Origin of the sequence: Niveispirillum sp. SYP-B3756 (assembly GCF_009495745.1) — a bacterium.
GTDB lineage: Bacteria > Pseudomonadota > Alphaproteobacteria > Azospirillales > Azospirillaceae > Niveispirillum.
Window position 1 is genome coordinate 1 of the sequence record NZ_WIDQ01000026.1, and the last position, 14,776, is coordinate 14,776.

A 14,776-nucleotide genomic window follows, 5' to 3' on the forward strand; every position below is an offset into this window, starting at 1 on the left:
CAGCCCATGACAGCCCCCAAAACCGGCCAAAACCGATCCAGAGACTGACATTTCTATCTTGCTCAGGACTGACATTTTAACTTTGCGCCTACAGCATAAAAATCAATAATGATAATTATGGAAATTTATGGCAATTCTAGAAGTGTTGCGTTCTGGGTGATCTGATTGCCTAAATGGTGGTAAGTAAGCGCGACCGAGGTCCGGCGCGCGGCGCCCCAGCGACGCAAGCGCGCCGGGACCGGTCTGAACCCTGCCGGGATTGTCGGCGGCTCCAACTCATGAGAGGATGGGGACATCATGAGCAAGGCAACGAACAAGATTCGGACAGGGTGCGCAGTTTTCCCCTCGCAAGAAAACTGCGCCGACATTATGGCCCCTGGGCACCACCATTTACACGCTGGCGACCATTGCCGATCCGCGAAAGAAGATTACAAGATCTTGAAATAATGGATACGGTTGGCACCGGGAATTTTCTCGGCCACACCAACGAATACATATTTGCCCAGCCAGTCGTAAGGGCCCGCCGGCACGTCAAATTTCGGTGAGACGCGCATGTAATAATCGGACGGGTCAACCGGCTCATTGCGCGACATCCGTTCCGCCACCTCCGGACTATAGGCCCAGCGATAGCCCCGGTTCTGGAGATAGATGATCGTGCCATCATCCAGCTCCAACAGATAACGCGCATCGAAATCAATCACGCCGTCGGGACGCAGCAGCGGCCAGTCGCCGCCGCTCATCGGCACGACGCGCCCGTTGATCCCCGGCCCTTCCACGGTTCCCTCTGCGGCATAAATGGCGGCACGCGTCGCCCCCATGGTCGTGGGCCGCAGCCAATGGGGCTTGGTCAGCGTGATGCCGATGGAAAAGGCAAATTCAAAACGCGGGGCAAAGGGATGAGGGGCGGTCACTTTCAATTCCTTGTCTGTTGGGAGTGGCAGAGAATATATTCAGACGGCCGGGATCACGGGCACCAGCAGGTGTGAATCATACACACCGCCCGTTTTGATCAGATGGACACCCTGGTTGCGCAGATCGTCATGCCGCGCGAAGGCCAGGCCATAGCGGTCATGGTCATAGATGTCGCGTCCCTGCACCGTCAGGCGCAGCCCTTCACCCACAGCAAAATGCACGGATGTCGGCCAGATCTCGATCTCCACGGGAACGGCGGTGCCGGGGGGCAAGGGCACTTCCCTTTCGTGATGGTGAACGGGCTGCCAGGGGGTGGACTTGTCCTCGTCCAGTTCCCGGTGCGACGCCCGCAGCCAGCCCAGGGCCAGCGGCCCGTCATCATAAAGCGCATAGAAGGTGAAGGGCACCCGGTCGCCCGACCGATCGATCTTGTCCAGCCCGACGAACAGGTCCATGTCATCGGACCCATCCGCCTGCACCCACAGGCGCAGCTTGAAATGGCCGGTCAGTTCGGTTTCCCGGTCAAAAACAATGTCGAAGCGCGCTTGGCCCGTCTGGGCATCATAGCGCGCTTCCCCCTCCCCCACCACGGGGGCAGCCTCAAGTCTGCTGGTGGATGCATCCAGATAGAGCGGTTGATACAGAGTGCGTGCCAGCGGCCACGCTGTCTCCTCCCGGAAGGGGCCATCGCTGCCCCTGTCCCGCACCTGAAGGCGCACCGGCGGCCAGTGCAGCACGCCCGTATCTTTCCCCTTCAGAAACTGGTCAAAGAACTGCTGCTGCAGCGCCACATTTTCCGGCATGTAATAATGCCGCCATTTCTTCTGGCCATGCACCAGCAGCCATTTGCGGTCAGACGCCATCCTTTTATAGGCTTCCAACGTACCGCGCGTGTGCAGGCCATGATCGGACCAACTGGCCACGATGAAGGTGGGCAGATCCATGGCTTCCAGATCCAGCGCCTTGCTCTGCCAATAGGCATCGATCAGCGGATGGGCCTTCACATTGCCGGCCGTGTCCTCTGTGCGGGTGGTGGACCAGTTCAGGCTCATGGTGGCGCGCTCGACGAAGTTCGTCTCGCGGATGCCACCATGATAGGCAAATTCCCGATACCAGTCGGAAAAGCCTTCCCACGGGTTCAGCGCGACCAGATGCGGCGGCTTCAGCGGTGCCACCAGATATTGGATGCAGGCCAGATAGGAGACGCCTGTCATCCCGACCTTGCCATTGCACCAGGGCTGTACCCCCAGCCATTCGATCAGATCGTAACAATCTTCCGCTTCGCCAATGCCATTGTGCCGCAATTCCCCTTCGGAAAGCCAGGCCCCGCGCGGATCGGGATAGCAGATGGCATAGCCATGAGGGCACCAATGGGCCGGGTCCGGCGCCTCGAACGCGGTGTGGCGGGAATTCCAGCCCGCCTCAATCCCCGCCGGCGGCCAGAGATTGGCCGCCTTGCCATGCTTGCCATAGGGGCTCCAGGCCAGCAGCACCGGCAAGTCGCGCTCCCCCGCCTCCCCCGCCGGGCGGTACAGATCAACATAGATCGTCACGCCGTCGCGCATTCTGACCGGCAGGTTGCGGTCAAACACCAACCCATCTTCGATGATCCGCGCATAATCCTTCGGCGGCAGGGGCGGCTTATAAGGATTTGCGGCCGGGTCGCGGCCGGCAAGCATTTTCAGTTCCACCGCATCGGGCATCTCCGTCTCCGTCCCTTGTTCTTTTGGCTTTGTTCGGGCGGGGTCCATGGCCGCCGCCCACCATTTATTGATTAATCATCATAATTGAAAATCACCCCCTTGCAAGGGCGGATCGATGATAATATTGATTTCTCAACAAGTGACGGGAGGATATCACATGACGGACAATGATCCGCTGGCCCTGCGGTATGAGCATGTTTTCGACATCCGCATCAATTTCGACCGCCGCTGGATGACGGGGGCGATTCACCAGGGCGGTCCCAACCACGGCTACACGTCCATTGGGGAAGGCTGCAAGGTCAGCGGCCCCCGCCTGAACGGCACGCTGGTGGATCACAGCGGTGCTGACTGGCCCGTGGTCCGCGCCGACGGCGTGGTCGAACTGAATGCCCATTACATGATCCAGACCGATGACGGGGCGCTGATCTATATCCGCAATCTGGGCTATGTGCATGGCCCCCTGCAAAGGCCGGGTTATCCGCCGCTAACGCCTTATTTCCGCTGCACCCCCTATTTCCGGGCGCCGGACGGGCCGCATGAATGGCTGAACCGCACGGTCATTGTGGGCGTGGGGCAGCGCCGGCCGAAGGTGACGCCGGAGGATGAGCCCGATCATTCGCTGTTCCGTTATTACGCGGTGCTGTGAGCCATGGCCGCGTTCGACCAGCGACAATGGTTCGATGATTATATTGACGCCCTGAACCGCGACGATTTGGAGCGGGTGGCCACGTTTTACGCCCCGGACCTGCATATGACGGACGGGGCGGTGGAGCATCACGCCGCCACAGCTTTGATGGGCTTCCACCGGCAATGGCAGGGCCGGGTGCGGCGCACGCTGGACCTGCTGGGCTATGTCGACCGGCCGGGGCGGATCGCGGCAGAAATCAGCACGGCGCTGGAAGCGCTGAGCGATGTACCGGATTTCCCCGACGCCCCCCTTGCCGCAGGGGAGCGGAGGGCAATGGTCAGCTTTGTGATCTGCGATATTGCCGACGGCCGCTTCACACGCATCCGTGCCGCCCCCTGCAAGGCAACCCCATGACCCAGCCCAGCCGCTTTGCGCCGGATGCCACCGCCGCCTTCACCCGCTACATCGCCGCCTTCAATGATGGCGATTTTGCCACCGCCTGTTCCTATTATGCCGACAATATCCGCCTGACCATCGGCAATGGGCGGGTATTGCAGGGACGGGAGGAAATCGTCCGCTTCTATACCGACATTCGCCGCGTGACCCGGCGGACCATTACGGTACTGGACTGCTTCGCCAGCGAGACGCGACTGGCCGCCGAACTGGAATCGGAGTTCCTGGCTGTCACAGACGTGCCGGATTTCACCTCCAGCCCGCTGCGACAGGGCGACCGGATGTATATTAACAGCTTCGCCTTCTACGACATTGACCGGGACCATTTCAGCCGCATTCGCGCCGCTGTGTTCCGCCGGGTCTGGAAACGACGCGCCGACCCGGTATGATATTGTTCTGGTAGACAATGGCAGGGAGCCCGCGCCCTTCGGGTAGCATCATGACCAATAATAGCAGCTTTCAGATTGCGCAGCAGGATATGCTGTTCGCCCTTCACGTCGTGGGCACCCCCACCGACACCCGCACCATGCTGGCCGATCTGATCGGGCCTGCGGCACGCTTGGCGGAGGCGGAATTGCTGCCCCTGGACCCGATCGCCGACCGGGTGGGCGCACGCTACGCCGATGGGCAGGTGGTGATGCCACCGGGCTTTGTGCAATTTTACCGCCAGTGGGTGGAAGGCGGCTGGAATAATGTCGATGTGCCGGAAGACTGGGGTGGCCTTGGCCTGCCGGTCAGCGTGGCCGCCCCCTTGATGGAAGCCTGGACATCGGCCTGCATGGCATTCGGCCTCGCCCCCGTCCTGACCCAGGGCGCCATGGAGGTGCTGCTGGAACATGGTGATGATGCCCTGCGCAAACGCTGGATGGGGCCGCTGGTTGCAGGCACCTGCATGGCCACTATGGCCCTGACCGAACCGGGCGCCGGATCAGACCTGAACCTGATCCGCACGCGCGCCGAACGTGGGGACGATGGGCAGTATCGCCTGTTCGGGCAGAAAATCTTCATCACCTATGGTGAACATGACCTGACCGACAATATCCTGCATCTGGTGCTGGCCCGCCTGCCCGACGCCCCGATCGGCAGCAAGGGCCTGTCCCTGTTCCTGGTGCCGAAATGGCTGCTGGGTGAAGGGGACAGGCCCGGACAGCGCAATGATGTGCAGTGCCTGGGGATCGAACATAAGCTGGGGCTGCACGGCTCCCCCACCTGCACCATGGCGTTCGGTGAAGGAGAAGGGGCCATCGGCTGGATCATCGGGCGGGAGCATCAGGGGCTTGCCTGCATGTTCACCATGATGAACCGGGCCCGGCTGGCAACCGGGCTGCAGGCCGTGGCGGTGGCCGAAAGGGCGACCCAGGCCGCGCTTTCCTATGCACGGCAGCGCTGCCAGGGCAGCCCGCAGCGCGGTATGCCGCCCGGTCCCATCATTGCCCATCCGGATGTGCGCCGGATGCTGACCGACATGCGGGCCCGCACCATGGTCATCCGCCTGATCGCCTACAAAGCCGCACTGGCCATCGACAGCGCGCATGGCGCAGCAGAGGGGGCAGAGCGTCAGGCAGCACAGCAGCGTGCTTCGCTGCTGACCCCCATCGTCAAGGCCTTCTGCAGCGACAGCGCCATTGCCGTTACTTCCACCGCCATTCAGGTCCATGGCGGTGCCGGCTATGTTGAGGAAACAGGGGTGGCGCAGTATTGGCGGGATGTCCGTATCACCGCCATCTATGAGGGAACCAACGGCATCCAGGCCATTGATCTGGTCCAGCGCAAAATCGTGCAGGCCGGTGGAACGGCGCTCATGACCCTGATTGATGAGTTGCGCAGCGATGCCGCGATGGCAGCAGCCGCCGTAACCCCGCTGCTGCGGGACTGCGCGCCGTTGCTCACGGGGGCGCTGGACGCCATTATCCAGAGTGTCGGCTGGTTGCTGGCAGAACAGCGCAGCGAGGGTGAACGCCTTGCAGCCGCCACCCCCTTCCTGGACATGCTGGGCCGGACCCTGGGGGGTGCCCTGCTGCTGCGTGCGGCCTGCCTGGAACCCGATCCCGCCACACCGGCAGATATCGGCTTTCTGGCCGCCAGCTTCTGCTGGACGCATCTGGCGGCGGTGCCGGCATCGGCCCGGCTTGTCTGCCAGGGGGATCACCTGCTGCCCCCCTTGTCTGCCTGGGCGTGAGCCTGTCCGGACCGGCGGGCATCAGCCTTCCTGTGCCCGCCGTCCATCCACTTCGATCCAGCGACCCGCAATCCAGAACAGCAGGCCTGCAGCGATGGCGGTGAAAACCAGGATCAGCATGGAATAGCGGATGGCCGCCGCACCAAAGGCCGGTGCCAGCAGATCGTTCAAGGCGCCGACAAACAAGGGCCCCAGCGCCTGGCCCAGCATACTGGCAGAGAAGACCAGGATGGCGATGGCCACCGCCCGCATCCGTACCTTCGCCACGCTGACCGCCGCAGCGAAGATCGGCCCCTGATGGATCAGCGTCAGAAAGCTGCTGAGCCCATAGCCCGTCATCCAGGCCAGCCGTGATTCCCCCAACAGCATCAACACCTCTGCCGGCCCGACCAGCAGGCAGGCCACGGCCGGCAACCGCACCCGCAGCTTGTCATCCTGCTTGGCGAACCGGTCGATCAGCAGGCCCCCCGCCAGAACTCCGGCCGCCCCCAGCACACCACGCAGGGGCCCGATGCTGGACGCAATGTCCAGCATGGTCAGCCCATGCACGCGTTGCAGAAAGGTGGGCGTCCAGGCGCTGGCGGCAAACAGGTTGGCGCCCATCAGCATGGCCCCGGCGATCATGGCCAGATAGGCGCGCGATCCCAGCAGGAAACCCACCGTCTCCCTGAAGCCCACGGCCACATTCCGGCCCCCTCCCCCCTCCTTGGCGCCACGCGCCGGTTCCGTCACGGTCAGCGCGAATAGCAGGGCCAGCCCGATGCCCGGAATGCCGGCCACGAAGAACATGGCCCGCCAGCCATGATGTTGCAGCACCCAGCCGGCAATGGGAAAGAAGACGATGAAGGCCAGCGCGGAGGATGTGCCAAAGATGGAAAAGGCCAGCGGCCGCCTTTCCTTGCGGAACAGGTCCGACAGCATGGAATTGGACGGCGCCAGCCCGCAGGCCTCACCCGCCCCCATCAGGAAACGGGCGATGGCCAACTGCCAGATACTGGCGACAAACCCGGTCAGCGCCGTCATCAGGCTCCAGAAGCCAAAGCCGATGGCGATGATGTTACGCCGGCTCCAGCGGTCCGCCGCCCAGGCGATGGGAATGCCCAGGAAGGAATAGAACAGGACGAAGGCCAGACCCGACACCAGCCCCAGCACCATGTCGGAGACGACCATCTCCCCCTTGATCGCCGGCAGGGCCAGGCCAAGGATGGCGCGGTCCAGATAGTTGAAGGTGGAAATCAGGGTCAGAAAGCCGAGCGTGTAGACGGTCGGCAGGGCCCAGTCGCCACCGCCGCTGTCAGCGGCCGGGCCTGTCACGGCCACGGTCTTCGTCTGTTCATGCATGACGCTGTTCCTGCTAGGGTTTGTCGGATTAATGTTGAATCGCAACAGCCCCCTCTCCCGTCACCCCGCCGTAAGTCGGGGTGACGGGAGAGGATGCCTTAAGGCAAACCGGACACGCATCAAAGCCGCGAAGCGCGGGTTTCCTTGGTGGTGATGAATTCAAGCAGGGCCGGCTGGCCGCGCAGCGTCGCGTCGATCCCGCGCCGGATCGCCGGCACGATATCCGCCACCTTTTCGATCCGCTCCCCATAGCCGCCGAGCGCGCGGGCAAACGCGGCATAGTCGCCGGAAATGTCGGTGGCGCGATATCGCTTCGTCGCCTCCGGCATGATGTCCAGTTCGATGGCCATCGAGGAATTGTTCAGCAGAATGGACAGGATGGGCAGCCGCTCGCGCACCGCTGTTTCGAAATCCATGCCGGTGAAGCCGATGGCGGCATCGCCCCAGACATTGATGCACAGCTTGTCCGGGCAGGCCAATTTCGCCCCCATGGCCAGCCCCAGCCCATAGCCCAACTGGGTCGACTTGCCCCAACCGATATAGCTCAGCGGTGCCTTCGACTTCCAGAACGGGGTCAGTTGGTCGCGCGGGCTGCCAGCATCATGAGTGATGATGGTGTTGGCGACATCCACATTATGCTGCAAGTCCCACAGCACGCGATAGGGGCTGATCGGGCTGTCGGGACTGGTCAGCAGCGGCATCCATTCCGCCAGCCATTCCCGCTCCACCGCCTTGATTTCCGCCACAATGGCGCTGCGGTCGCGGGGGGCACGGATGCGCTGACGGACGGCATCCACCAGCAGCGCCAGGGTCAGCTTGGCATCGCCCACCAGCGCGTGCTGGCAGCGCACCGATTTGTTGAGATCGGCCGGGTCCAGCGTGGCATGGATGATGGTCTTGTCCGCCGGCATAGACACGCCGAACACGGTTTCAGAAAAGCTGCAGCCAATGCCCAGGATCAGGTCCGACCGGTCCAGGAAATGCCGCACCGTGCGCGGGATGGCCGCACCGCCTGACCCCAAGGCCAGTTCATGCGTTTCGTCAAACGCACTCTTGCCTTCCAGGCTGGTGGAGACAGGCGCCCCCAACAGCTCAGCCAACATGCGCAACTCGTCATAGGCTTCCGCCCAATGCACCCCTTGCCCGGCATGGATGACGGGGCGCTGCGCGGCGACCAGCATGTCGGCGGCCACCTGCACCGCGTCGGGATCGGGGGCCGACCGGGTGCGCACCACGGGCTGATAGTCCAGCGGCCCCGGCACCTCGTCCTTCAGCAGATCATTGGGCAGTTCCACCAACACCGGGCGCAGCCGACCGTTGCGCAATTGCGTGAAGGCGCGGCGCATCACATTCGACACTTCAGCCACCGACGTCAGCGGCTCGGCATGTTTGGTGATGCCCCGCATCGACACGGTGGCATTGTAATTGTCGGGAACGAAGGCGAGACGCCTGGCGTAACCCTGCGGCAGCACCAGCACCGGCACGGATTCCGAATAGGCCTGGGCGACGCCGCCGTAGGCGTTTTCGGTGCCGGGGCCGTGCTGCATGGCGAAAACCCCCATGCGACGACCCCGGCTCATCCGCGACAGGGCGTCCGCCATATGGACCCCCGTTCGTTCCTGGCGGACGATGACGGGCCGGATGCCGGCCGTCGCGGCTTCTTCCAGCACGGCATTGCGGGGATAGCCGAAAATGACGTCCACCCCCTCCCGCCGCAGGATTTCGGCGATCACGCCTCCGACCTTGCTCATGGCGTCTGCGTCTCCTTCTCGGCCGAAAGACCCAGGGAGGCCAGATCACGCGGGCCCAGCGGCCGCTCGCCCCGCACGGTGGTGCGGATCAGGTGACGGCGTTCCATACGGTAATCATGCACGCCGCGATGCAGCAGGAAGCGGTTGTCCCAAACGATCAGCGTGTCCTTCTTCCACTTCACCCGGCAATGGAAGTGCAGATGCTGGGCCAGCGACTGCAGGTAATTGACCAGGGCGCGGCTATCCTCGTCATTCCAGCCGACAAAGCGGCGGAAATAGGAGGTGGTGGCGAACAGGGCCTTGCGGCCGGTTTCCGGGTGGATACGCACGGCCGGATGGATATTTTCCAGCTCATGTTCGGAAAAGCCGTGGGTTTCGCGCAGGCGCAGGCGCTTTTCCGGCGGCAGCCGTTCATTGCGTTCCCAGATGTCGCGGCCGGAATAGACCACATCCAGCCCATCCAACAGCTTCCTCAAGCCTTCCGAGAGGCTTTCATAGACCATATAGCCGTTGGAAAAGGCCGTATCGCCGCCGAATTTCGGCACTTCCAGCGCCCGCATGACGATGCATTTCGGCGGCTCTTCCAGGAACGGGCTGTCGGTATGGAAATGTTCGAAGGAAGGGACGACGGTGGAGGGCTCAAACGCCTCGCGCCGCACCTCCTGCATATCGTTCTGGCCGCCATAGGTGGGGGCCTGGGGCAGTTCCATGCGCGGGCCGAACAGATCGGAAAAGGCCTTGTGCTGGTCGATGGTCAGATCCTGATTGCGGAAGACGATGACCAGGAAATGCTCGAACGCCTTCATGATCTCCTGCCGGGTTTCATCATCCAGCGGTTGGCGCAGGTCGACGCCGGCGATTTCGGCCCCGCAGGCGCCGGTGATCGGCTCCACAAGGATGCGGTTGAAGCGCGGCATGGGCAGGCCGGCCACGACGGTGCCTTCCCCGTGATTGGGCAAAGCGGTGCTGTTCTGCGCCTTCAGGGCAGCTTCCATAGTTTCCTCCTTGGATGATGGGATGATGGGATGGTGGTAGGGTCAGAAATTGCGTCGCAGGCTGACGGCCCATTCACGCGGCCGGCCAGGACGCCCCTGGATGGAATAGGTGGAGGCACGGTTGTCGAACAGACCGTCGTAATAGAGCTTGTCGGTCAGGTTCGTGACTTCCAGCGACAATTGCCAATCCCGATCCGGGTCACGGTAGGTCAGGCGGGCATTGGCCAGCGTGCGGCCGGGCACCCGATTGAAAGGCGGCCGGTTGATGGCTTGCGAGAAATAGTCGCTTTGATGGGCGACATCGATCCGCGGGGTCAGCGACCCGATGGCACCCAGGTCGATCTCATATTGCGCCCCCAGGCTCCAGCGCCATTTCTGGACAAAGGGTGCATCCATGTCCAGCGTGATGCCCGCACTGGCCGCAATGGGGGCGATGGATTTATATTTGAAATCCAGATAACCCAGCGAGGCATCGACCTTCAGCCCCTCAACGGGCTCCCAGTTCGTTTCCGCCTCCAGGCCGCGCAGTTCCGCCTCACCGGCATTCAGCGGCAGGGCACAGGGCGTGGCCGGGACCGTCGGGCAATTGGCCACCGACACCAGGATGTCGTGATATTCGTTCTGGAAGGCGGAAACGTTCAGCCGCAGGGTACGGTCGAACAGCTCGCTTTTGAACCCGGCCTCATAGGCGTCCAGCGTTTCCGGGTTATGGGTCAGCGCCTGGGACGGGAAGAAGGGGCGCGGGTTGGCCCCACCGCTTTTGAAGCCGGTGGAGAACTGGGCATAGGTCATGAAATCCGGCGTCCAGCGGTACTGGACAATGCCGCGATAATCGACATGATCACCGCTGAAAGTGGCTTTCAGACCGTTCAGGGGGGCCAGGGATGGCGGTGCCGCCCCTTTATAGATGCTGCCGGGCGTGCCGTTGCGGTAATAGGTGAAAGCCTTGGTGATGTCGGTATAGCGCGCACCGGCAACAAAGCTCAGTTGCTCTGTGGCGTGCAGTTCAACATTGGCAAAGGCCGCTTTTGTCTTCGACTTCACATCATCGATCTGGCGGAATTCCAGCGTGGGCAGCTGGACGCGCGATCCGCCCTTGCTGTGGGCATCCAGATAAAAGCCGCCGACCGTGAAATTGACCAGTGAGCCAATGGCGCCGGAAAGCCGGATTTCCTGCGTCGTCTGCTGATGGGTCACATCGTTGGCCGTCAGCGCCGTGGCGATGGGGGAGGATTCTGCCGAGGTATAGATGGCGTTGTAATGGCGATAGGCGGTGATGGAGGTCAGTGACAGGCTGTCGGTGAAATGATGTTCGATATTGGCCGATGTCCCCCATGTATCCATGGAGTTGCGGGCCGGGGCCGCATAGGGGGCGGTGCCGTCGCGCGGGGCATAGTTCAGGTAATTCTCGTAACTGACATAGGGGCTGTTGGTGAAGCTGTCGAGGGCGTAATTACCGTAGGGTGAATAGCTGATGAAGGGGGAACCGGCAGCGGTGCCCAACGGCACCCCGTCAATCACGTAAGGTGCTGTGGTCGGCGATCCGGGGGCCGTGGTCGACCCAACGTAAAGCAGGGTGGAGGGGGAAGATTCGCTATCATCACGGGTGATATCCGTGGTCAGCAGCACCTCCGTATCCGCACCCGGCGTCCAGCGCACCACGAGACGCCCCGCCGAATAGGATTTGCCCCCCTCCGTTCCCAGCTTGCAATCATCCTTCATGTTGAAGGAACGCACGGGCGAGGTCGGGTGGGTGCAGCGGTAATCGTAGCGGGTGACATAGCCGTCACGCTCCACCGATGTGCCGCTGATGCGCGCGAAAAGCTGATCCGGCATAAGGGTGACATTGGCACCGCCCCGGAATTCGGTGCGCTTGTAGCGGCCATAGGTTCCCTGGATATAGCCACCGCCCTTGCCATCCGGTCGCTTGGAATAAAGCCGGATGGCCCCGCCGATGGAATTCTGCCCCGCCAGCGTTCCCTGCGGGCCGCGCAGAATTTCCACCCGCTGTAAATCCAGCAGGTCCAGCATGGAGCCTTGCAGGGTGGAGTAGTAGACATCATCGACATAGAGCCCGACACCGGGTTCCAGGGCAAAGGTGCTGTCCGCCTGGCCGACACCGCGAATGAAAGCCTGGATCGACGGGCCATAGGTGGCCGGTGCTTCCTGCAAATTGACATTCGGTGCCTGGGCTGCCACCTGGGCAATGCTGGTCTGGCTGCGCGCTTCCAACATCTCCGCTGTCATGGCGGTGATGGCAATCGGCGTATCCTGCAGGCGTTGTGCGCGGAACTGGGCCGTGACGACGATTTCTTCCAGCAGTTCAGGCTTCGACCCCGCCTCTGCTGCGGTCTGCGCACCGGCCGGGCCGGTGAAAAGCAAGGCTGCGGCCAGACCGCACCCGGTGCAGGCGTAGGGAATTGTGGGAAACGATTTCCGCATGTGCTTACCCTCCCTGATTTTGTTATGTGCTTTGTTGGCTTGTTCTGATGCTCCGTAAGCGATCGGGGCGATCTGGTCGGCCCCGTTTCCTTATCCGTGGAATGGAATTTCCGTCCCGTTCGGACAATTTCCCCCCGCCGTTGCGGCGAACCGGCAACGGGGACGGTGTTTCTGGACCTTGACAGACGGCCGGGGGCAGCGACGCTTGGCGCCCCCGTTCACTCAGTGCGGCAGGGGCAGATGAAAGGCGCGCTGTGCAGTACCGTGGAAAATCGCGGCCCGCTGCTTCTCACTGATCTCGACCTTGTTCATGAAACTGACGGATGGCTCCATCGCTTCATAGGGATAGTCGATGGCCCACATGATCCGGTCTTCGCCCAGCACCTCGATGGCGTAGCGCAAGGCCGGCCCATGTTCGACGCCGCTGGTGGTGATGAGAATGTTACGTTTCATTACTTCTGAAGGCGTCAAAGAGGAGCCATAGGCCGCCCGTCGCCGCTCGAACCAATGGTCACTGCGCCAGAGATGGAAAGGGATATTCTCCCCCATATGGCCGATAATGACCTGCAATTTCGGGAACCGGTCAAAAACCCCGGCGGTGATCATCCGCATGAGATGGGTGCCGGTTTCCACCGCGAAACCCCAGATCGCCGATTGCAGCCGGGTTCCCCGGAAGGGGGCCGCCATCGTATCAGCCGGGCAGCGTGGATGGATATAGAGGGGGCGGTCCAGCGCCTCCGCCGCTTCCAGGATGGGCCAGAATTTCTGCTGGTCCAGATACTCATTATCCGTATGCGAATTGACGATGAAGCCATTCAGGCCCAGCTTCCGCACCGCCCGCTCCATCTCCCGCGCGGCGGCGGCCGGGTCCTGTGGTGCGAAAGAGGCAAGGCCGCCGAAGCGGTCGGGTGCCGACCGCACCACTTCCGCCAGCCGGTCATTGGCCAATTCCGCCAGGGCCACGGCGCGATCAGGGCGCAAAAGCTGCACGCCCGGTGCCGTCAGTGACAGGATCTGGACATCGATACCCAGACGGTCCATCTCCCGCAACCGGCCGTGCGTGTCCATCAGATTGACGTACAAGCTCTCGGTTGCCTGCGCTCCCGCCGGATTGATGACCTCGACATCCAGATTGTGCCAGTTGCCCTGCGCCAGGGCGGCCAGAGCGTCCAGATGCGCCGGAAAGGACCAGGCCTCTTCCGTGGCGATCCGGCGATGCTGCTGTGACGTGATGGCAGCTGTCGGCTTGGCCTGGGTTTCCGATACGGCACCCACAGCGGATGCCACAAGGCCGACACTACCCGCGACGAACCCTCTTCGGTCGATGGGCATAATCACCTCCCCGTATGACCCTCTGTCGGGGTCATTACGGTTTGTAGGCTATCGGTTCACCGGGGGAAGTCAAGCAGATTCCATTATGAGAAATAATGATTTCATTATACGGAATTTTTGCTTATGAATGATGCGACTTCCCTTTCATTGAATGGGGATGGATGACAAGCAGCCGGGGTTGGGGAGCGATGGTATGACGGTGGATGATCTGGAACGGGGATCAGGGGCCCGCTTGATATTGCTGCTGAACGTCATCGCCGAGCAGGAGGGGGATTTCGCCCTGAAAGACCTGGCCCAACAGGCGGGTCTGCCGATCAGCAGCGTCCACCGGCTTTTGCAGATTCTGGTTCGGACCGGAATGCTGGAACGCTCAAAGGGGACGGCCTATCGCGCCGGGCGCGAACTGTTCCGTCTGGCCTCCCGCGTATTGCAGCATATGGATTACCGAACGCTGGTGCGGCCCTATTTGCGCACATTATGGGACCGCTGGCAGGAAACGGCGGTCTTCACGCTTTATCGGCCGGCAACCCATAAGGCGCTGGTGGTCGAGGTCATCCAGACCCCCCATCCGCTGCGTCACATGCTGGAGCCCGATACCGAGCTATCGCTGTTCTGGGGCTCCCTGGGCCGGTCGATCCTGGCTTTTCTGCCCGATGATGCATTCGCCGCCGCCCATGCGGAGGCGGGGCCGGGACCGATCACCCACCAGCCGCCGGCTGATTTGGCGGCCCTGGGTCAGGAAATGGAAAAGATCCGCGCCGATGGCGTGGCCTTCTTCTGCAGCGAGGCGGCGGAAATGGCGGGGGTGGCCGCCCCCGTCTTCGGTCCGCGCGGCGCACTGATCGGCTCCCTGGGCCTGACACAGCCGGCCTATCGCTATGCCCGGCTGAAGGCCGAGGATGTCGCCGCCGATGTGCGTGAACAGGCGGCCGCCTTCAGCGAGATGCTGAGTTTCCGCAAGCAGCGCCCCGATCCGAAGGGCTGAAGCGTCCCCCTTCCGGGGGACAGAATTTCCCCTTCCCCTGCCGCATAGTTGGTTG

12 protein-coding genes are annotated in these 14,776 nt (G+C 62.5%); 5 read left to right on the forward strand and 7 right to left on the reverse strand.

Features of this window, described 5'->3' with window-relative positions:
* Positions 1–428: 428 nt before the first annotated feature.
* Together GE253_RS24455 and GE253_RS24460 are read right to left on the reverse strand one after the other, a co-directional pair.
* Complete coding sequence (locus GE253_RS24455) at positions 429–911, reverse strand: DUF3237 family protein (protein WP_173012819.1); 483 nt, start codon at positions 909–911, stop codon at positions 429–431.
* Positions 912–950: 39 nt separating this feature from the next.
* Positions 951–2,615 (reverse strand): CocE/NonD family hydrolase, encoded by a 1,665-nt coding sequence (locus GE253_RS24460; protein ID WP_173012820.1) that lies wholly within the window; start codon positions 2,613–2,615, stop codon positions 951–953.
* Between the two features lie 157 nt (positions 2,616–2,772).
* Here GE253_RS24460 and GE253_RS24465 point away from each other — a divergent pair, with 157 nt between their 5' ends.
* Genes GE253_RS24465 through GE253_RS24475 form a run of 4 tightly spaced genes read left to right on the forward strand, consistent with a single transcriptional unit; the run spans position 2,773 to position 5,875 of the window.
* Positions 2,773–3,261: a DUF3237 domain-containing protein gene (locus GE253_RS24465; RefSeq protein WP_173012821.1), complete on the forward strand. Its 489-nt coding sequence runs from the start codon at positions 2,773–2,775 to the stop codon at positions 3,259–3,261.
* A 3-nt stretch (positions 3,262–3,264) separates the two neighbouring features.
* Positions 3,265–3,657, forward strand: coding sequence for a nuclear transport factor 2 family protein (locus GE253_RS25965; RefSeq protein ID WP_173012822.1), 393 nt, complete (start codon positions 3,265–3,267; stop codon positions 3,655–3,657).
* Positions 3,654–4,085 carry a nuclear transport factor 2 family protein gene (locus GE253_RS24470; RefSeq protein ID WP_173012823.1) on the forward strand — a complete coding sequence of 144 codons (432 nt, stop codon included), beginning with the start codon at positions 3,654–3,656 and terminating at the stop codon, positions 4,083–4,085. Before GE253_RS25965 ends, GE253_RS24470 begins: the two co-directional genes overlap by 4 nt.
* Positions 4,086–4,135: 50 nt before the next feature.
* Positions 4,136–5,875 carry an acyl-CoA dehydrogenase gene (locus tag GE253_RS24475; RefSeq protein WP_173012824.1) on the forward strand — a complete coding sequence of 580 codons (1,740 nt, stop codon included), beginning with the start codon at positions 4,136–4,138 and terminating at the stop codon, positions 5,873–5,875.
* A 21-nt stretch (positions 5,876–5,896) separates the two neighbouring features.
* On the opposite strand, the gene GE253_RS24480 is transcribed toward GE253_RS24475, so the two are convergent.
* From GE253_RS24480 to GE253_RS24500, 5 genes are all read right to left on the reverse strand, one after another.
* Positions 5,897–7,216: an MFS transporter gene (locus tag GE253_RS24480; RefSeq protein ID WP_153206786.1), complete on the reverse strand. Its 1,320-nt coding sequence runs from the start codon at positions 7,214–7,216 to the stop codon at positions 5,897–5,899.
* Between the two features lie 119 nt (positions 7,217–7,335).
* Entirely contained in the window at positions 7,336–8,967 is a 1,632-nt protein-coding gene (locus GE253_RS24485; RefSeq protein ID WP_153206787.1) for a thiamine pyrophosphate-requiring protein, read from the reverse strand.
* Positions 8,964–9,962, reverse strand: coding sequence for a TauD/TfdA family dioxygenase (locus GE253_RS24490; RefSeq protein WP_153206788.1), 999 nt, complete (start codon positions 9,960–9,962; stop codon positions 8,964–8,966). Before GE253_RS24490 ends, GE253_RS24485 begins: the two co-directional genes overlap by 4 nt.
* A 42-nt stretch (positions 9,963–10,004) precedes the next feature.
* Positions 10,005–12,404 carry a TonB-dependent receptor gene (locus tag GE253_RS24495; RefSeq protein ID WP_153206789.1) on the reverse strand — a complete coding sequence of 800 codons (2,400 nt, stop codon included), beginning with the start codon at positions 12,402–12,404 and terminating at the stop codon, positions 10,005–10,007.
* Between the two features lie 222 nt (positions 12,405–12,626).
* A complete protein-coding gene (locus GE253_RS24500; RefSeq protein ID WP_153206790.1) occupies positions 12,627–13,736 on the reverse strand; it encodes an amidohydrolase family protein in 1,110 nt (369 codons plus the stop codon).
* A 193-nt stretch (positions 13,737–13,929) separates the two neighbouring features.
* Between GE253_RS24500 and GE253_RS24505 the strand changes: the two genes are divergently transcribed.
* The gene (locus GE253_RS24505; protein WP_173012825.1) at positions 13,930–14,721 is read left to right on the forward strand and encodes an IclR family transcriptional regulator; all 792 of its coding nucleotides are present in this window, start codon (positions 13,930–13,932) and stop codon (positions 14,719–14,721) included.
* The last annotated feature ends 55 nt before the right edge of the window (positions 14,722–14,776 follow it).

What these genes read in the sequence shown, in the direction of transcription:
- GE253_RS24460 (WP_173012820.1), bottom strand. Translation starts at nt 2,615, where the DNA reads ATGCCCGATGCGGTGGAACTGAAAATGCTTGCCGGCCGCGACCCGGCC.
- GE253_RS24465 (WP_173012821.1), top strand. Translation starts at nt 2,773, where the DNA reads ATGACGGACAATGATCCGCTGGCCCTGCGGTATGAGCATGTTTTCGAC.
- GE253_RS25965 (WP_173012822.1), top strand. Translation starts at nt 3,265, where the DNA reads ATGGCCGCGTTCGACCAGCGACAATGGTTCGATGATTATATTGACGCC.
- GE253_RS24470 (WP_173012823.1), top strand. Translation starts at nt 3,654, where the DNA reads ATGACCCAGCCCAGCCGCTTTGCGCCGGATGCCACCGCCGCCTTCACC.
- GE253_RS24475 (WP_173012824.1), top strand. Translation starts at nt 4,136, where the DNA reads ATGACCAATAATAGCAGCTTTCAGATTGCGCAGCAGGATATGCTGTTC.
- GE253_RS24480 (WP_153206786.1), bottom strand. Translation starts at nt 7,216, where the DNA reads ATGCATGAACAGACGAAGACCGTGGCCGTGACAGGCCCGGCCGCTGAC.
- GE253_RS24485 (WP_153206787.1), bottom strand. Translation starts at nt 8,967, where the DNA reads ATGAGCAAGGTCGGAGGCGTGATCGCCGAAATCCTGCGGCGGGAGGGG.
- GE253_RS24490 (WP_153206788.1), bottom strand. Translation starts at nt 9,962, where the DNA reads ATGGAAGCTGCCCTGAAGGCGCAGAACAGCACCGCTTTGCCCAATCAC.
- GE253_RS24495 (WP_153206789.1), bottom strand. Translation starts at nt 12,404, where the DNA reads ATGCGGAAATCGTTTCCCACAATTCCCTACGCCTGCACCGGGTGCGGT.
- GE253_RS24500 (WP_153206790.1), bottom strand. Translation starts at nt 13,736, where the DNA reads ATGCCCATCGACCGAAGAGGGTTCGTCGCGGGTAGTGTCGGCCTTGTG.
- GE253_RS24505 (WP_173012825.1), top strand. Translation starts at nt 13,930, where the DNA reads ATGACGGTGGATGATCTGGAACGGGGATCAGGGGCCCGCTTGATATTG.